This window comes from Eubacterium sp. 1001713B170207_170306_E7 (assembly GCF_015547515.1).
Taxonomy (GTDB): Bacteria; Bacillota; Clostridia; order Eubacteriales; family Eubacteriaceae; genus Eubacterium.
This window is the reverse complement of the sequence record NZ_JADMVE010000004.1, coordinates 132620-150961: the sequence shown is the minus strand read 5'-3', so window position 1 is coordinate 150961 and position 18342 is coordinate 132620. Positions and strand designations below refer to the sequence as shown.

Annotated in this window: 18 protein-coding genes; 14 read left to right on the top strand and 4 right to left on the bottom strand. The window is 51.8% G+C overall.

Annotated features, from left to right (window positions below; translation table 11 throughout):
• Positions 1-72 precede the first annotated feature (72 nt).
• Positions 73-1848: an aspartate--tRNA ligase gene (gene aspS / locus I2B62_RS11280; protein WP_195269183.1), complete on the top strand. Its 1776-nt coding sequence runs from the start codon at positions 73-75 to the stop codon at positions 1846-1848.
• 63 nt (positions 1849-1911) lie between these two features.
• The gene (locus tag I2B62_RS11275; RefSeq protein WP_195269182.1) at positions 1912-2361 is read left to right on the top strand and encodes a SoxR reducing system RseC family protein; all 450 of its coding nucleotides are present in this window, start codon (positions 1912-1914) and stop codon (positions 2359-2361) included.
• A 44-nt stretch (positions 2362-2405) separates the two neighbouring features.
• On the opposite strand, the gene I2B62_RS11270 is transcribed toward I2B62_RS11275, so the two are convergent.
• The 3 genes from I2B62_RS11270 to I2B62_RS11260 all read right to left on the bottom strand — a co-directional run bounded on the left by I2B62_RS11270 (position 2406) and on the right by I2B62_RS11260 (position 5470).
• Entirely contained in the window at positions 2406-3182 is a 777-nt protein-coding gene (locus I2B62_RS11270) for a class II glutamine amidotransferase (RefSeq protein ID WP_195269181.1), read from the bottom strand.
• Between the two features lie 126 nt (positions 3183-3308).
• Entirely contained in the window at positions 3309-4238 is a 930-nt protein-coding gene (locus tag I2B62_RS11265) for an alpha/beta hydrolase (RefSeq protein ID WP_195269180.1), read from the bottom strand.
• Positions 4232-5470, bottom strand: a complete 1239-nt coding sequence (locus I2B62_RS11260; protein ID WP_195269179.1) for a patatin-like phospholipase family protein — start codon at positions 5468-5470, stop codon at positions 4232-4234. The genes I2B62_RS11265 and I2B62_RS11260 overlap by 7 nt, the downstream gene beginning before the upstream one ends.
• A gap of 147 nt (positions 5471-5617) precedes the next feature.
• On the opposite strand from I2B62_RS11260, the gene I2B62_RS11255 reads away from it, so the two are divergent.
• Genes I2B62_RS11255 through holA form a run of 3 tightly spaced genes read left to right on the top strand, consistent with a single transcriptional unit; the run spans position 5618 to position 9726 of the window.
• Positions 5618-6328, top strand: coding sequence for an MBL fold metallo-hydrolase (locus tag I2B62_RS11255; RefSeq protein ID WP_195269178.1), 711 nt, complete (start codon positions 5618-5620; stop codon positions 6326-6328).
• 47 nt (positions 6329-6375) lie between these two features.
• Complete coding sequence (locus tag I2B62_RS11250) at positions 6376-8691, top strand: DNA internalization-related competence protein ComEC/Rec2 (protein WP_195269177.1); 2316 nt, start codon at positions 6376-6378, stop codon at positions 8689-8691.
• 21 nt (positions 8692-8712) lie between these two features.
• A complete protein-coding gene (gene holA / locus I2B62_RS11245; protein ID WP_195269176.1) occupies positions 8713-9726 on the top strand; it encodes a DNA polymerase III subunit delta in 1014 nt (337 codons plus the stop codon).
• A gap of 133 nt (positions 9727-9859) precedes the next feature.
• Here the strand turns inward: holA and rpsT are convergent, their stop codons facing one another.
• A complete protein-coding gene (gene rpsT, locus I2B62_RS11240) occupies positions 9860-10126 on the bottom strand; it encodes a 30S ribosomal protein S20 (protein ID WP_195269175.1) in 267 nt (88 codons plus the stop codon).
• A gap of 169 nt (positions 10127-10295) precedes the next feature.
• On the opposite strand from rpsT, the gene lepA reads away from it, so the two are divergent.
• From lepA to I2B62_RS11195, 9 genes are all read left to right on the top strand, one after another.
• Positions 10296-12101, top strand: coding sequence for a translation elongation factor 4 (lepA, locus tag I2B62_RS11235; protein ID WP_195269174.1), 1806 nt, complete (start codon positions 10296-10298; stop codon positions 12099-12101).
• A gap of 182 nt (positions 12102-12283) precedes the next feature.
• Positions 12284-14137, top strand: coding sequence for a transcription termination factor Rho (gene rho, locus I2B62_RS11230; RefSeq protein WP_195269173.1), 1854 nt, complete (start codon positions 12284-12286; stop codon positions 14135-14137).
• A 103-nt stretch (positions 14138-14240) separates the two neighbouring features.
• Positions 14241-14447, top strand: a complete 207-nt coding sequence (rpmE, locus tag I2B62_RS11225) for a 50S ribosomal protein L31 (protein ID WP_013381757.1) — start codon at positions 14241-14243, stop codon at positions 14445-14447.
• A gap of 58 nt (positions 14448-14505) precedes the next feature.
• Entirely contained in the window at positions 14506-15369 is an 864-nt protein-coding gene (prmC, locus tag I2B62_RS11220; RefSeq protein ID WP_195269172.1) for a peptide chain release factor N(5)-glutamine methyltransferase, read from the top strand.
• 106 nt (positions 15370-15475) lie between these two features.
• Complete coding sequence (gene efp / locus I2B62_RS11215) at positions 15476-16033, top strand: elongation factor P (RefSeq protein WP_058695353.1); 558 nt, start codon at positions 15476-15478, stop codon at positions 16031-16033.
• A 5-nt stretch (positions 16034-16038) separates the two neighbouring features.
• Positions 16039-16491 carry a CD1247 N-terminal domain-containing protein gene (locus tag I2B62_RS11210; protein WP_207735997.1) on the top strand — a complete coding sequence of 151 codons (453 nt, stop codon included), beginning with the start codon at positions 16039-16041 and terminating at the stop codon, positions 16489-16491.
• A 12-nt stretch (positions 16492-16503) separates the two neighbouring features.
• Complete coding sequence (locus I2B62_RS11205; protein WP_013381753.1) at positions 16504-16848, top strand: Asp23/Gls24 family envelope stress response protein; 345 nt, start codon at positions 16504-16506, stop codon at positions 16846-16848.
• A gap of 76 nt (positions 16849-16924) precedes the next feature.
• Entirely contained in the window at positions 16925-17371 is a 447-nt protein-coding gene (gene nusB / locus I2B62_RS11200; RefSeq protein ID WP_195269171.1) for a transcription antitermination factor NusB, read from the top strand.
• A gap of 5 nt (positions 17372-17376) precedes the next feature.
• On the top strand, positions 17377-18336 hold the full coding sequence (locus tag I2B62_RS11195) for a peptidase M22 (protein ID WP_195269170.1): 960 nt from the start codon (positions 17377-17379) through the stop codon (positions 18334-18336).
• Positions 18337-18342 lie beyond the last annotated feature (6 nt).

Here is an 18342-nt window from a genome sequence, read left to right as displayed (position 1 = left end):
GGGGACGCCTTTTATATAATAATAAGATATGAAAAAGTTAAAATACGCATAGATAACATAACAGGAGGAAAGATGAAAACCACCTATAGAAACGCCCTCTGCGGCGAACTGAATACGGAATTTGTAGGCCAGACCGTTAAATTATGCGGCTGGACAGACACCAGAAGAAACCTTGGAGGCGTGCTCTTTATTGATCTGAGGGACCGCAGCGGCAAGGTGCAGCTGGTTGTCAACGAGGAAGTCAGCGCTGAAGCCTTTGCCCAAGCCGAAAAGGTACGCAACGAGTATGTGCTCTGTATTGAAGGGGAAGTTGTTAACCGCGATGCGGAAAACGTGAACCCCAAAATGGCAACCGGTGAGATTGAAGTCATGGTTAAAAGCCTGACCATACTCGATACGGCCGATACACCGCCGATTTACGTAGAAGACGACGACAAAAGCAATGAAGCCGTACGGCTGAAATACCGTTATTTAGACCTTCGCAAGCCTAAAAATCAGAAGATGTTAAAAACAAGAGCCCAGGTTGCAAGCATTGCCCGCAACTTCTTAAACGACGAAGGTTTTCTGGAAATTGAGACACCGATTTTGGGCAAGCCGACGCCGGAGGGCGCCCGCGATTTCCTGGTGCCTTCTCGTGTACAGAAGGGAAAATTCTTTGGCCTGCCACAGAGCCCGCAGCTTTTTAAACAGATCCTGATGATCTCCGGCGTTGACCGTTACTATCAGGTTGCGAAATGCTTCCGTGACGAGGACCTCCGTCAGGACCGCCAGCCGGAATTTACCCAGATCGATATGGAAATGTCGTTTATCACCAAAGACGATATCCTGCCCATCATGGAAAACATGATCGCTAAAATCTTCAGAGAAATCCGCGGCGTTGAGCTGGAAACACCGTTTATCCGTATGACCTATCAGGAAGCAATGGACCGCTTTGGCTCAGACAAGCCGGATACACGCTTTGGCATGGAACTGACCAATATTTCCGATATTGTTGAAAACAGCGAGTTCAAGGTATTCTCAGGCGCCGTTAAAAAGGGCGGCTCTGTCCGTGCCATTAACGCCAAGGACGCCCAGGGCAAGCTCAGCAAAAAGACCATCAAAAATCTCGAAAAATTTGCAGCGATTTACAAGGCAAAGGGTCTGGCCTGGATCGATGTATCTGACGGCGAAATGAAATCGCCGATCCTCAAGTTTATTTCTGAAGCTGAAAAGAACGCTATCTTTGAACGGATGGACGCAGAACCCGGCGATATGATCTTTATTGTAGCCGATACCGATGAGATTGTCTGTACAGCTCTCGGACAGCTGCGTTTGGAGTTGGCTAAGAAGCTCGAATTTGATTTGAGCGGCAAGTTTAACTTCCTCTGGGTTATCGACTTCCCACTGCTTGAGTACGATGCGGAAGCGGGCCGCTATATGGCCAAGCACCATCCATTTACAGCCCCGCTGGATAAGGACCTGCCGCTTCTGGAAACAGACCCGTCCCAGGTACACGCCGATGCATACGACATGGTTGTAAATGGCGTTGAGCTGGGCGGCGGCTCCATCCGTATCCATAATCAGGATGTGCAGGAGAAAATGTTCAAAGCCCTTGGCTTTACCATGGAGGACGCCTGGAAGCAGTTTGGATTCCTGCTGGAGGCCCTGAAATATGGAACACCACCGCACGGCGGACTGGCCTTTGGCCTTGACCGTCTTATCATGATGCTCATGGATATTGATAATATCCGCGACGTTATCGCTTTCCCGAAAACACAAAACCACAGCTGCCTGATGACTGACGCACCGGCGGAAGCCCAGCTTGATCAGCTCATTGATCTGGGAATCAGCATCGACGAAATACTGTAGGGTTTTAAGAATGCCGGACAGGGTATAAAAGGAAAAAAGCAACCATTAAGGAAGTGAACTGCGATGAAAGAAATTGGAATCGTCGAAGAATTAAAGGGGAAAAATGCAAAGGTCCTGATTAAACGCCACGCCGCCTGCGGTGACTGTGGAGCCTGCCAGGTCGGTAAGGAAAAAATGACCATGGAAGCCACTGCCCGGAATGCGGCCGGTGCCCAGGTGGGCGATACAGTATCGGTGGAAATGGAGTTTGCCAATGTTATCAAGGCCACCTCCATCATGTATGGGATTCCGCTTATTGCCTTTGTTGCAGGCTGTGCGGCGGGGTACTTTGCCGCTCTTGCCCTGACCCTGGATCTGGTGCTTGTGCCTTTTTTCACCGGTATACTGCTGACGGTTATCGCCTACCTGGTTATCCGGGTTTTTGATAAAAAGGGTAAGTTTAATTCAAAATATGAGCCGGTGATCACAGAGATCGAGGTCGAGGCACAGGAACTGCCGCCGACCGTGGAATAGAAAAATAATCAAAGCCTTCCGGGTATAAAGCCCGGGAGGCTTTTTTATATTACAAAGCTTCCGGAGTCGTGTTCTGGAAGCTTGGCAGGTTTAAAAATATGACCGTGGCTTTGCCCGGCGTAGATAAGCTGGCTGCCCTTATAGGCAAAAAGCCGGGCCAGCGGAACCTTCTGCCAGTGGTAGCCGTTTTTGGAAAGGGGATGGGTGGAGAAGCAGATATGACCGTCCCCCCGGCTGGAATAAAGGGTATCGATGATATTGGTATGCACGTAATAGGTTTCACCGTCGTAGATAAGCAGATTAAGCTTGTTGCGTTTGGCAATGGCGGCAAGCTTTTTCTCAAGCAGAGCTGCCCGCTGAACTGCGTCCAAAGGGCGGGAGGCCTTGCTGGCGGCCTCATTTATGGCGTTGGTCAGATAAAGCAGCACGCGCTCGCTGTCGGTTTCACCAGCCTGCGTATCCAGATAAGGCAGCAGCTCCATACCGGAATAGATGTTGCCGTTATGGGCCAGTGTCCACTCACGGCCGGTATTATCCCGGGTGATAAAGGGATGGCTGTTGTGCTCGGCAATGGACCCGATGGTGGCAAAGCGGATGTGGGCGATAAGAGCAGAGGCCTTGATCTCATGACTCAGGAGCTGCGGCAGAACCAGACTGCTGTGCGCACTGACAGCTTCTTTACACATGGAGGCATCACCGTCCTTGTCAAAATAGCGGATTCCCCACCCATGGGGGTGTCTGGGGCTGTGGGCGTAAAATTCCTTAAGCATGCTGTTAGCACGCACAGGGGTGTCGCCGGTCATTCCATAGAGTTCGCACATGGTATTTTCCTTTCTGAATACATATTAATCATACAAAATAAATATGATTAATATGTATTATAATGTAAAGGGATGAAAAAGTCAAGGCGCTCTGCCTGAAGGCAATAAAAAAGAGGCCAAAGCCTCTTAAAAATGTTTTTGTATAAAGCTCAGAATGTCCTGATAAACCTCCCGGCGGTTCGTTTCGTTCAGGATTTCGTGGCGCTTTCCGGGGTACAGTGTCATGGAGACATCTTTCATATCGGCTTTTTTGAAACGCTGATACAGCGCGCGAACCTCCTTGCCCATGCTGCTGACCGGGTCGCTGCCGCCGGAAAGCAGGTAAATGGGCAGATCAGCGGGCATTCTGAAAATATTGCGCGGATCGTTGGTGTAATCCAGACCGGTAAAGAGGTCATAGAAAAAGGCCGAGGTACAGGTAAAGCCGCACAGCGGGTCTTTCAGATAGGCGTCCACATTCTGGGCGTTGACGGATAGCCAGTCGTACTCGGTTCGGTTGGGAGCGAATTTTTTATTGTAGCCGCCAAAGGACATTTTGGTCAGCAGCTCGGAGGGATGCGTCGGGCCATATTTGGCGATCTCTGCTTTGGCAAGGGCTTTACCGAAGGACCGAACAGCTTTGCTGACGCCCATGGTAGTTCCGACAATGATACCGCCTTTAAACAGACCGCCGAAGTCAATGAGGCAGGTGCGTGTAACGACAGAGCCCATGCTGTGTCCGAGAATAAACAGTGGCAGATCGGGATTTTCCTCACGCACGCGGTCGGTCAGATCATGGACGTCCTCGGTGATGCGCTGCCAGCCGTCTACGTCGTCAAAATAACCCAGGGTACCGTCAAAGGTGCCGGTCATGCCGTGGCCGCGTTGGTCAATGGCATAGACGATGATGCCGCGGCGGTAGAGAAAATCGGCAAATTCGATATAACGGACGGCGTGCTCGGCCATTCCGTGAACAATTATGAGGGCGGCTCTGGTATCCAGATTGCGCGGAGTACTGTAGTAGTAGATCCGGGCGCCGTCGGTCGCTTCAAAATATTTGGGATCAAGTTTTAGCATTGTGTTCTCCTTCTGTTTTTAATGACTTTTAAAAAGAGGGCGGCAATGACCACGTCGGGCACTGCCAGAATCAGCGCTGGCAGCAGGGCTGTAATCGCCGGGTGGTTTTCGGCAAGGGCTACGGATACGTACTCTTTTCGTATAAAGTCAGTCTGGCCTGTGAAAATCAGCTCACCCAGCGACGCGTGGTCATGCTTCTGGTAGCTGTCAGAGGCTTCGATAAAATCTGTGCTGTTGAGTATTTGTTTAATAAGCTCGTAAAGCGTAAGGGCATTGTACCTGGGAATGGATAAGAGCTCCCCTGTAAGCTCGGCACAGGCTGTGAAAAGCTCGTTCCAGGTCATGGCATAGGCAGACTTCCAATAGCGGGTCAGGGTGAGGTGAACGAACAGCCGCCGAAGGGTCATGCCGCCCTTGAGGATGGAACGGGCTGTCTGGTCCTGTATCAGAGGGCGGATATCTTTTTTGTTAAAGGCCCGGGCCAGAGGCACCGACCGGTAATTTTTAGGAATAAGGTAATAGTAGCCGCCCTCATAGTGACTCAGGGCACGCAGGGCGTCATAATAGCCCATGTCGTAATTCTGCCGGATCACCGCCGGATCCACGCTCAGAAAGTGGCCGAGGTCGGCGGAGTGGGTAATGCGGAGCTCGTCGAGACTTTCGTATTTCACACGGTCTGAGGCGCTGATGGGGTTGATGTCGATCATGACCGTGATCATGTTATGGCAGCCGGTATCGTAGAGCATTTTGCGGGGAAGCGGATCGTAAACGCCGCCGTCCAGATAGCGCTTATTGTCGATTACCACTCGTTTAAAAATGGGGACATTGGAGCTGGCCATAATAAAGTCTACCAGCTTCCCCTTTGGGATATCCTCAATAAAAAGGTACTCCATTTTCATATCGCTCAAATTGTAGGTGGTAAGGCCATAGCGGATGGGGGAGCGCCTTACAGCGTCTTCATCAATGGTCTCGTTTAAGAGCGCCCGCAGAGGCTCCACATCCATTAACAGCCCCCTGGTTTCGGCAAAGACAGTGTGGTAATCTATGTGCTCCCAGACATCGCAGGCCAGATCCAGATCGCCCTGGGCAATATAGGCGCCGTTGATGGCCCCGATGGAGGTGCCTACAACCGCGCAGATTTCAATACCGTTATCTCTCAATGCCCGATAAGCCCCGATTTGATAGGAGCCGCGGCTTCCGCCGCCAGATAAGACCAAGCCTGGTTTATTCATGCTGAACCTCCGTTTTGATGTCAGTGTATTTAAAAAGATTGGATTATCGTGGGATAATCTGTAAATATGGTGTATAATAACTGTATCACTATATCATTTAACCATTAAAATGAACTTTAATCAACGAAAAACTGGAGGTTTTTTGAAATGAAATTAACCGTATTAGGCAATACAGGACCCTACCCAAAGGCAGGCGGCGCCTGCTCGGGCTATTTACTCGAAAACGGAGATGCCAAGGTCGTGCTGGACATGGGCAACGGCACACTGGCCAACCTTAGAACCATCTGTGACATTGAGGATATTACCGCAGTGGTCTGCTCGCACCTCCATCCTGACCACATTTCGGATCTGTTTGTGCTGCGTTATGCCCTTGAGATGCGGGGAATGACCATTCCGCTTTACGCTCCGGACAGCCCCGATAAGGAGTTTGACCGTCTGGCATACAAAAATGCTTTTGACATCACGCCCATCACGGAGGATTTGAAGCTGGAAATCGGCAGTATGTCCTTTAGCTTTATGGAAATGCGCCACCCGCTTAAGGATTTTGCGATTAAGGCCTATGACGGAAAATCCACGTTCATGTATACTGGCGATACGGCCATGTGCCAGGCGCTGGAGGAATTCAGCAAGGGCGTGGATGTGCTGCTGTGTGACTCCGCCTTTCTGGATGATGTGGACTCCGCCATACACCTGTCCATGGAGAAAGCCATTCAGAATGCGAACAACGCCGGGGTCCGCCGGCTTATTCTCACGCATTTCAGCCCTGAGATTTCGCCGCAGCGCTATTATGAAATCGGAAACGGTCGTTTTAACGGACGGCTTTCCAAGGCTGAGATCATGGCAAACTTTACGATCTGATCAATAGCTGCTTTTGGCAGAACCAATAAAAACAAGAGGGGGCCCAAATGAAACGACCGCTGATTTACGCGCTTGCAGCTCTGTGCTGCGCAATCCTGCTGGCTGGTTTTGGGGCGCCCCTTTTTCTTTATGCCCTTTTGCCAGTCGTGCTGCTGCCTTTGCCCCTGGTCTTTAAAAAAGTAAAGCCGGTGAGCGTGGGGCTGGTACTGGTGGTTTACCTGCTGGGCTGTGCCGCTGCGGTTCCGGTATTAGACGGCGGGAGCCCCTTTGAGGATTACCTTGAGCGTCCGGTATCAATGGTGGGCCTTGTGGACAGTGTTCCGTCCCGGGAGGGAGAGAAAACCCGTTTTGTGCTGAAGCTTCAGGAAATTGACCACACGCCTGTTTCCGGAAAGGTGATGGTGACTGTGGCACAGGGCGGCATGGACGATGCCCCGGGAGCTGTTTTAAGCTTTAAGGGTGAGATCAGTGAGCCGGCGGGAAGACGGAATCCGGGCGGCTTTGACTATGCGCTCTATTTAAAGGCAAAGGGTATTGACGGACAGGTCTATCTGAAAAACGGAGAGAATGTAACAGTGGCGCCCGGCTCTGCCAGCCCTGTATACGCCGTTTACAGCGTGAAACAGTGTCTGGCAGCCGTTTGTGACCAGTTCTTTACGCCAGCCCAGAGCGGCCTGATCAGGGGAATTCTGTTGGGGGACAGCGCCATGGAGGATGAGGCTAAGGCATCCTTCCGGGATGCGGGTGTTTCGCATGTACTGGCCATATCCGGCCTGCATGTGGGCTATGTGTACGCGCTGGTGCTTGGGCTTCTGACTCTGATTGGTGTGCGGCGGCGTTACCATTTGCCTGTTCTGGCGGTCTGTCTGCTGTTTTACATCACGCTGACAGGCTTCAGCCCGTCGGTCATCCGGGCGGCGCTGATGTGCCTGGCGCTGGTGGGCGGCAGGGGCATGGCGGAAACCTATGACGCCTTAAACGGATTATGTCTGGCGGGTATTGTCATTTTGCTGCTGCAGCCGGCCCAGCTCTTTATGGCAGGGTTTCAGCTTTCCTTTTCCGCTGTGCTGGCCATTATTTTGTTCTACAGACCGCTGATGTACGAATACGGGCGTCGGATTAAAGCGCCGGGGGCGGTGGCGTCCAGCCTGATTTTAACCTTCTGCGCGACTCTGGGGACCATGCCGGCCAGCCTGTACCATTTTCATACCCTGAATCTGGTAGCTTTGATCTCTAATTTATTGATTGTACCGCTGGTGGGACTTTTGCTGGTTCTGGCTTTGGCCGGGGTGCCTCTTGCGGCGCTGTTTCCGGCGGCGGGCAGGCTGATCTGTCTTCCGGCGGCCTTTTTGGCGGACGGTGTTTTGTTTTTGACCGGTCTTTTTTCAAAATTCAGCTGGCTGGCGCTGCATCGGGGAGCGCTGACGCTGGCTGAGCTTTTGCTGCTGGCGCTCGCCGCCTTTCTGCTTGCTGGATATTTCAACTTAAACAAAAAAACAGCCCGGTATTTTGTCGGCGTCTCTTTGCCGCTGCTGCTTCTGGTTATTTTAGGCGCGTCGGTGGCCCGGCAGCCCCTGCGCGTGACCTTTTTGGACGTGGGCCAGGGGGACAGTGCGCTCGTTGAGACCCCGGCGGGCGGCGTTTACCTCATTGACGGCGGTGGTTACGAAACTTATGGCGACGCACCGCAGAGAGAACGAACGCCTATTTCTGAGAGTGTCCTGCTGCCGGTGCTGTACGCCAAAAATATCCGGCGGATTGACGGGGTTTTTATCTCACACAACCACGCGGACCACGCCCAGGGGATTGAGGAGCTTCTCGCAGAAATTCCGGTTGGTCAGATTTATGTCTCCAGCAAATATAACAATGAGGCGCTCTTAAGCCAGAATAAAATTCCGGTCCAGGTCCTGTCAAAGGGCAGCACTTTGGAAAGCGGCGATGGCCTGGCCTTTGAGGTGCTCTGGCCGGAAAGCAAAAGGGAGGCGCTGGCTGACGAGGAGCAGAATGACGCGTCGATGCTGCTGCGCCTGCGCTACGGAAGCCGTTCCTTCCTGTTTACGGGAGACGCAGGCTTTCCGGTGGAGCAGGCGGTTGTCCGGAACCTGCCTGAAACCGATGTGCTGAAGGTAGGGCATCACGGCAGCCGTTTTTCCACATCGCCGGAGTTTTTAAAAAAGCTTAATCCATCCCTTGCTGTAATCTCGGTTGGCCGTTATAATAGTTTTGGACACCCGACAGACGAAGTGCTGGAAAATATCGGAGCCGTTGGGGCTGTCTGCAAAAGAACAGATAAAAACGGTGCAGTGGAGGTATGGACGGACGGAGAGAACCTGAAAATACGAAGCTGTATCGATAAAGATTAAAAGAATGGATAAGAGGTTGCCATGAAATATCAGGAATTAATGAAGGCCATAAAGCAAAAGCAGGTGCGCCCGGTGTACCTTTTTGCGGGTCCGGAGCAATACATCGGGGGAATGGTTGAGCACACGCTGGTAGAGACCATGATCGCGCCCGGGCTGGAGCAGCTGAACCTGGCGGTGTTTGAGGACAAAAGCCCGGACATTACGGAGATTCTGTCTGTGTGTGAGACCCTGCCGCTTATGAGTGAGAAGCGGGTGGTCATTGTCCGGGAGAGTACGGGACTGACCAAAACGAGTGATAAGAAAACAGTGGAGGCGCTGAATAAATACATCAAAAGGCCATCCGACAGCACGGTGCTTATTCTGTGTGACAGCAGCCCGGACAAGCGCAAGAAAATTTACAAGACCCTCAAGGACCAGGGCGCGATTGTGGACTATGACAAGCTGAACAAAATTGACCTGGAAAAATGGATCGGCCGCCGGCTTAAGCTGGCGGGCAAGCGGACAAGCCAGCGGGTGGTGGAGCAGTTTGTCATGGATACCCTGTACCTTGAAAATGACAATAAAAATATGGAAATGGTCGACAATGAGCTGAACAAAATCATTGATTACGCAGGCGGGCGCGATACCATTACCCTGGAGGACGTGGAAACCGTTATGCCCAAGTCCGTTGAGGACAATGTGTTTAAGATGGTGGATTACGCCATGGGGGGCAATAAGGGTGCGGCCCTTAAGATGCTCAACCAGTTTTACCTTGAGGGAGAAGGCCCCTTCGGCGTTTTCGGGCTCCTGCTGAGACAGATCCGCATTATGCTGATGGTCAAGCTGCTCTCGGAAAAACGTATGTCCCCGGACACCATCGCCAAGGAAGCCAAGCTGGCCCCCTTTGTGGTCAAAAAGGTCCTGCAGAACGGCCGCCGCTACCGGGTGGCAGGTCTTAAGCGCACCATGATTGAGGCGGCGGAGCTGGACCTCAAAATGAAAACTGGACAGATCGATCCCGAGTTTGGCCTGGAGTGGTTTGTGCTTAAGCTGTAGGGCATGAAGGAGATGATGCGGCGTTTCGCCGCATCATCTCCTTCACCCTTCAAAAAATAAAAAAAGCGCACTAACAACTGTGCGCCCACCCTTGAGACACGGGTTTAAATTTGGGAATATATAAACAATGAGGTTATTCGGTCATTCCGTTTAAGGTTCTTGCTAAAGTGCTTTTCTTTCTGGAAGCAGCGTTTTTGTGGATGACGTGTTTAGTAACGGCCATATCCAGTTTTTTAACTGCTAAACGAAAAGCTTCTTCTGCTTTGGCCTGATCGCCTTCTGCAACCGCAGCGTCAAATTTTTTGATGGATGTCTTTAAATTTGTTTTTACCGCCTTGTTGCGCAATCTTGCCTTTTCATTTGTTTTAGCTCTCTTAATAGCTGATTTAATGTTAGCCATGGAGTACCTCCTCATTTATTTATAACGTATTGATTGTAACACATTGAAAATAAATTTACAACAAAAAACGTGACAAAAAAATTTTTTCTTGATAGAATAATCTGTAGCACAAAAATAATGAACACTTGGCGTGTTTTATCGAATAGACTTACACATTGGAGGAATTACTTTGTTAACAAGACAGGAAAGAACCCGAAACTTTTCGATTATTGCCCATATCGACCACGGTAAATCAACCCTGGCGGACCGTTTGATCGAGGAAACGGGACTTTTGAGCAAGAGGGATATGGAGGACCAGATTCTCGACAATATGGATATTGAAAGAGAACGCGGGATCACCATCAAACTGCAGGCAGTACGGCTTATTTACAACGCGAAGGACGGTGAGGAGTATATTTTGAATCTCATCGACACCCCGGGCCATGTGGATTTTAACTACGAGGTTTCCAGAAGCCTGGCCGCCTGCGAGGGGGCCATTCTGGTGGTGGACGCCTCCCAGGGGATCGAGGCCCAGACCATCGCCAACGTCTATCTGGCATTGGACAACGATCTGGAGGTGGTGCCGGTGATCAACAAAATCGACCTGGCCAGCGCCCGTCCCGATGAGGTGAAAGCTGAAATTGAGAATGTTATTGGTCTGGACGCGGAGAACGCCCCGCTGATCTCAGCCAAGGCCGGTATCAACATTGAGGACGTGCTGGAAGCCATTGTGCATGAGGTTCCGGCGCCGCAGGGCGATGCGGCCGAGCCGCTCCAGGCCTTGATTTTTGACTCCTACTACGACCAGTACCGCGGGGTGATCGCCTCGGTGCGGGTCGTCCAGGGGAAAATCAGGGCAGGGATGAAGATCCGGATGATGGCCATCGGCAAGGACTTTGAGGTGGATGAGGTCGGTATTTTCGCCAAGGGTCTGCTGCCCGTGGACGAGCTGTCCGCTGGTGATGTCGGCTATGTGAACGCCGGCATTAAAAACGTCCGGGATACCCGTGTCGGCGATACCATCACCGCGGCGGACCGCCCGGCGGCCGAGCCGCTTCCGGGCTATAAAAAGGTGACCTCGATGGTGTTCTGCGGGATCTACCCCGCGGATGGCGCGCGCTACGAGGATTTGAAGGAAGCTCTTGCCAAGCTGCAGCTTAATGACGCATCGCTGCTGTATGAGGCGGAGACCTCCATCGCCCTTGGCTTTGGGTTCCGGTGTGGATTTTTAGGGCTTCTGCATATGGAAATTATCCAGGAGCGGCTGGAACGGGAATTTAACCTGGACCTGGTGACCACAGCGCCCAGCGTTATCTACAAGGTCATTAAAACCGACGGCACAGAGCTTTGGGTGGACAACCCCACCAACCTGCCAGACCCGGTTGAGATTGACACCATGGAGGAGCCGATCGTCGACGCGACAATCATGGTGCCGTCTGAGTATCTGGGCGCGGTGATGGAGCTCTGCCAGGAACGGCGGGGAACCTACATCAATATGGATTACATCGAGGAAACGCGTGTGTCCCTGCATTATGAGCTGCCGCTCAACGAAATTATCTACGATTTCTTTGACGCTCTCAAGTCAAGAACCCGTGGCTACGCGTCGCTGGATTACGAGATCAGGGAATACCGTCCGGCCAAGCTGGTGAAGCTGGATATTCTGTTAAACGGCGAGCTGGTAGACGCCCTGTCTTTTATTGTGCATGAGGAAAAGGCTGTGGGCCGGGGACGGGCCATCACCAAGAAGCTCAAAGAATCCATCCCGAGGCAGATGTTTGAAATTCCCATCCAGGCGGCCATCGGCAACAAGATTATCGCGCGCGAGACCATCAGCGCCCTGCGCAAGGACGTTCTGGCCAAGTGCTACGGCGGGGACATCAGCCGTAAGCGCAAGCTGCTCGAAAAGCAGAAGGAGGGGAAAAAGCGTATGCGCCAAGTGGGCAGCGTAGAGGTGCCGCAGGAGGCCTTTATGGCAGTGCTGAAACTGGATTCATAGGCGATGGCAAAAAGATTGTACCGCTGTTACAAAGCCGGTTTTTACGGCTTTGACGGCGGTTTTTATTTTTATTGTTTTTTTTCGCCAGATGTGCTAAAATTAGTAATTATAACTATTTATCTTTACTTTTAAATCTACATTTATAAGTTTTGCAATCAAATTTTACATTCTGGAGGAATCTATTGGACACGACAAATCTTGAAAAGCTGACCGTGGCAGACCTGCGCAAGGAAGCGGAGGGCTTGGGCTTTAGCGGACTGAGCAAGAAGAAAAAACAGGAGCTCATTGATATGATCACAGCCGCCGGGCAGAAAGAGGAAGCGGTTAAAAAGGCGGAAAAGCCCCAAAAGGAAGCGGCGGTATCAAAGACGGCCGATACGGAAAAGACCGGGAGCAAAACGCAGAAGGCCAGTGATAAAAAGCAGGGCGAACGGAAGGCTGCGGATAAAAAGAACGAGGGGAAAACAGCGGGGAAGGAAAGGCATGAGGCCAAAACCAACGACCGGGCCCTGGTGGATAAATCCAAACAGGAGCGCAGCGCTCTGCCCCAGCCTGTGGAAAAGCAGCACCACAACAGCCATGGCGGTTACAATAACCACCGCTACGCAAAAATCAAGGACAACATTGAGGACAGTATCGAAATGGCCGGGCCGCTGGAGGTACTGCCCGAGGGCTTTGGCTTTATCAAGACTCCGGAAATGAAATCCCAGCAGGAATGGGTCTACGTGTCGGGTTCCCAGATTCAGAAATTCAAGCTGGAAACAGGCGATATTGTCGGCGGTAAGGTGCGCAAAGCCAAGCCGGGCGAGAAGTACGCGGCCATGCTGTTTTTAGAGATGGTCAATGGAACTCAGACCTCGGATATTATCAATAAAATCAACAGCATGCTCTATGCTGACGACAAAAAGAACCTTGACCGCTTTAAAAATTCTCAGGAGGGGATTTTAGACTTAAATTCCGACGGCTTTGGCTTTCTGAGGATGAACAATTATACCTCGGGCGATAATGATATCTATGTCGCACCTAATCAGATACGCCGTTTTAACCTGAGAACCGGGGATAAGATCGTGGGTAAGATCCGTATGCCTAACGAGGGCGAGAAATTCGACGCGCTGCTCTACGTCGAGACCGTCAACGGCGATATTCCCGAGAAGATCGCGAGCCGCCCCCGGTTCGAGCGTCTGACGCCTGTGTTTCCGGAGGAACGCATTACCCTTGAAACCGACAGGGACATTGTATCGACCCGTATCATTGATATTTTCTCACCCATGGGCAAGGGGCAGAGAGGTATGATTGTCGCGCCGCCAAAGGCCGGTAAAACAACGCTGCTCAAGGAAATTGCCCTGGGGATCCGCGCCAACCATCCGGAGATTGAGCTGATCATCATGCTGGTCGACGAGCGGCCAGAAGAAGTAACCGACATGAAGCGCTCCATCGACGCGGATATTGCCTATTCCACCTTTGACCAGCCGCCCGAAAACCATATCCGGGTTGCGGAAATTGTTCTGGAACGCGGTAAAAGACTGGTCGAGCAGGGCAAGGACGTGGTGGTGCTGGTGGACAGCCTGACGCGCCTGACCCGGGGCAATAACCTGGTGGTCGAGCCTTCGGGCAGAACCCTGACCGGCGGCCTTGATCCCGAATCGCTGTATTTTCCGAAAAAGTTTTTTGGATCGGCCCGAAACATCGAGGGGGGCGGCAGCCTGACCATACTGGCAACCGCGCTGGTGGACACCGGAAGCCGGATGGACGATATTATTTTTGAGGAGTTCAAGGGCACGGGCAATATGGAGCTGCACCTTGAGCGCGAGCTGGCCGAACGCCGGATATTCCCGGCCATCAACCTGAACAAATCCGGGACACGGCGCGAGGAAAAGCTGCTGACGCCGGATGAGCTGAAGGTCAGCTATCAGATCCGCAAGCTGTACGCAGGCAACAGCCCGGTGCAGCTGACAGACAAAATCATCAATACGCTTGAACGCACCACGGATAACGATGATTTTCTTAAAAAGATCCTGCAGAAGTCTAAATCCTGACAAAATGACTTGCGTTTCTTGAGAGAATCTGTTATACTAACTTAGTTGAAAAAAATATATGTATCAATATATATAAATACGAGAACGAAATGAGGTGAATTCGATGAAAAAAGGTATCCACCCAGAATACGGTAAATCCGTTGTTAAATGCGCATGTGGTAATACATTTGAAACAGGTTCTGTCAAACCGGAACTGAAGGTTGAAATCTGTTCAGCTTGCCATCCTTTCTTTACTGGTAAACAGAAATTAGTAGATACAGGTGGCCGTGTAGAACGATTCAACAGAAAATACGGCAAAAAAGGCGAATAATGAATGAAGGTCGGTTTCCGGTTTCCTGGTAACCGACTTTTTTATTGTGAAAAACAGGATGAATACTATTAAAGAACTCATAGAAGTGGGGCGCACAAGGCTCGCGCAGTGCGGCAGCGAAACCCCAAGACTGGATGCAGAGGTGCTGCTGTCATGGGTGCTGGACTGTCCCCGTATTCTCTTTTACAGCGATCCGGAAAGGGCGGTAAGCCCTGAGGCGGCCGCGGAGTACCGCGAGTGTATTGAGCGGCGGGCCCGGCTTGAGCCGGTGGCTTACATTATCGGAAAAAAGGAATTTATGGGACTGTCTTTTCAGGTTTCGCCGGATGTGCTTATTCCCAGACCGGATACGGAATCGCTGGTAGAGACGGTGATTGAAAAAATCATCCCACGGATACGGAAGGACACCGGGCACCCGTGTGTGCTGGACCTGTGTACAGGCAGCGGCGCCATTGGGCTTTCGCTGAAATACTTTGTTTCGGACGCGGCGCTCACACTGAGTGATATTTCTGGAAAGGCCCTGAGGGTAGCGGCGGAAAACGCCCGGAATTTGGGCTTTTCGGACATTAACATGGTTGAGAGCGATCTTTTTGAGGAGCTTCTCTCAGAGGAACCTTTTGACTTGATTGTGTCCAACCCGCCCTATATTCCCGACCGGATTATCCCGACGCTGCAGCGGGATATTGCCGATTACGAGCCGGTGCTGGCGCTTTCGGGCGGCGCGGACGGATACGCTGTCTATGAACGCATCGCGCGGGAGGCCGGTCGCTTTTTAAGAAAGGGCGGCGCCGTGGTGCTGGAGGTTGGCAACGGCCAGGAGGCCAGGGTCGCGGAGCTCCTGGTGGAGCAGGGCTTTGGCGGCGTTGAGATGATCCCGGACCTGACGGGCGCAGTGCGCGGTGTGGCCGCCTGGAAAGAATAAAAACAAAAAAATTGAAGTTGAATTTGAAGTCCAAAAACTTTTATGATAGAATAAAAGAAGCTATACGACTAAGAAACAGGATTTAATATTTGGAGGTATTTTATAGATGATATCAGCAGGTGAATTTAAAAAGGGCGTAACCTTTGAAATGGACGGAAGTGTTTTCATGATTGTGGAGTTCCAGCATGTAAAACCAGGCAAGGGCGCTGCTTTCGTCCGTACTAAAATCAGAAATGTGCTGACAGGGGCAGTGGTTGAAAAAACATTCAACCCGACTGAAAAATTCCCGAAGGCCCATATTGATACAAAGGAAATGCAGTATTTATACGCAGACGGCGAGCTGTACTACTTTATGGATCTTGAAACCTATGAACAGATTCCGCTGAACTACGATCAGGTAGAGGACGCGCTGAAGTTCTTAAAGGAAAACGACAATGCGACCATCCGTTTCTTCAAGGGCGAGGCTTTCTCAGTGGCGGCTCCGAACTTTGTTGAACTGTTGATCACAAAAACAGAACCGGGCTTTAAGGGCGATACCGCTACAGGCGCCAATAAACCGGCAACACTGGAAACCGGCGCGGTTATCACCGTTCCGTTATTTGTAGAAGAAGGAGATACGATCCGTGTGGACACCAGAACTGGTGAATACATGGAACGTGTATAATACATATGAAATATATCCGTGAAAAGGTCGCCTTTATTGAGGGCCTGGTAGAAGGCCTTGAGTTAGATCTTACAACCAAGGAAGGCAAGGTGCTTGACCGGATTATCGACGTGTTGGGCGATATGACCGACGCGCTGGAGGGTCTGGCAGAGGCTCAGGATGAGCTGGAAGATTACACAGAAATGATTGATGATGACCTGACCGAGCTTGAGGAATTTATTCTGGATGAGGACTGGGCTGATTCGTATGATTTTGACGATGCGGACATTGACGAAGACGACGACTATTACGAAGTGATCTGTCCAAAATGCGGAACGGTCTATATAACCGATTTCCAGTCCTTTGACGATGATGAGGTGTTCTGCCCTGAGTGCGGCGAGCAGTTTCATCTTGAAGAAAAAGTCGTTGAGGAGTTAACCCATGGCGAAGGGTGTCAGTGCGGACATCATCACGAATAGGTGGTGTGGAAAATGGATGAAAACCAAAAATTAAACCCTCAGGAAATCTCGAACGAAATGGTCTGTTCCATTGCGAACCTGGCCGCGTTGGGGGTGGACGGCATCGACAAAATGTTTATGCGTATGTCTGATGAAATCCTGGATATGATCTATCCTTCCGCTGTTTCAAAGGGCGTAAAGGTTGTGCGCCAGGAGGATGGCTACCATATCGACGTGCATGTGATCACAGAACTGGGAATTGATATTCCCCAGATCGCCAGAAAAACCCAGATCAAGGTCAAGGAATCGGTTGAGATCATGACCGGCAATCAGGTGGCGCAGGTGAACGTTCACGTAGAAGGCAGCGGAAAATATTAAAAGAGCATTGAAAAGGCTGTGAGAGTATTCTTGCGGCCTTTTATACTGTAAGATAGAGGTAACTATGAGTCGAAAAATGAATCGAAAAGAAGAGAGAGAGCTGGCCCTGCGCGGGATTTTTCAAATTGACTTTCACGCTGAAGACGCGGAGCTGGACACCAGTCTCAAAAATTTCTTTGAGCTGGCAGGACAGGGTGACCCTGAGGATGAAGTGGCGGGCATGACAGGCGGCTACGCAAGAAAGGTTATCGACGCGGCCATCGAAAACCAGCCGGCCATTGATACGCTGATTGCCGACCATTTAAAGGAAACCTGGGATTTCAGCCGTGTGCCCAAAATGGAGAAGGCGATTCTGCGCCTGGGCGTGACCGAGCTTCTGTACACCAAGGTACCCAAGGAGGTCGCTATAAACGAGGCGGTAGAGCTGGCCAAGAAGTACGCCTCGGAGGAAAGCAAAACCTACATCAACGGCATTCTCAATAAGGTGGCGGTTGAACACGCAGATGAGCTATCAAAGGACTGACGCGCATGGACGGTTTAGCTCTGGGAATTGACACCAGTAACTACACGACCTCCATCGCGGTGGCGGACGCCGCCGGAGACGTGGTTTACGAGGCGGGAATCCTGCTTCAGGTAAAGCCCGGTGAGCGCGGCCTGCGCCAGTCAGAGGCCCTGTACCAGCACGTTAAAAACCTGCCGGCGCTTTTTGAGAAGCTGCCTGAACATCTGAGGCTGCGGGAGAGGCTGCAGGTGGTGTGCTACTCGGACCGGCCGCGGCCCCTGGAGGATTCCTACATGCCGGTTTTTCGCGCGGGTATCGGCTGCGGAAAGACCATCGGCAGCCTGTTTGGTGTGCCCACCCTGGCGGTGAGCCATCAGGAAAACCATATCCGCAGCGCCATTTACGGCAGCGGCGCAAAGCCGGAGGCCTTACGCTTTCCGCTTTTGGCCACGCATTTTTCCGGTGGCACTTCAGAGATCTTGCTGGTAGATACCAAAAAAAGCGGGTATGACTGTAAAATAGTGGGCGCAACCCTTGATTTGAACGCCGGACAGCTCATTGACCGGGTGGGGGTGCGGCTGGGCTACGCCTTTCCGGCGGGCCGGGCGCTGGAGCAGCTGGCGCGGGAGGCCGTGGCGCACGACTGCGTTATTCCGTCCAGGGTTGAAAAAACAGATTTTCATTTCTCGGGACAGGAAAACAAAGCGGCCGCGCTGCTGGACGCGGGCGTTCCGCCGGCGGAGGTGGCCTATGGGCTGCACCGCTGTATTGCCAAAACGCTGTCAAAGGCTATTGCCCGGGCGGCGGCGGTCTACGGAGCGCAGGATGTTCTGTTCTCCGGCGGGGTGATGTCGAACCAGATCATCCGGGCGCTTATCGAAAAAGAGCTTGACCGCAAGCGTCTGCGCCTGCACTTTACACAGCCCTGCTACGCCACCGACAACGCTGCCGGGAACGCGCTGCTGGGCATTGAAACCATGACATAAAGGGGG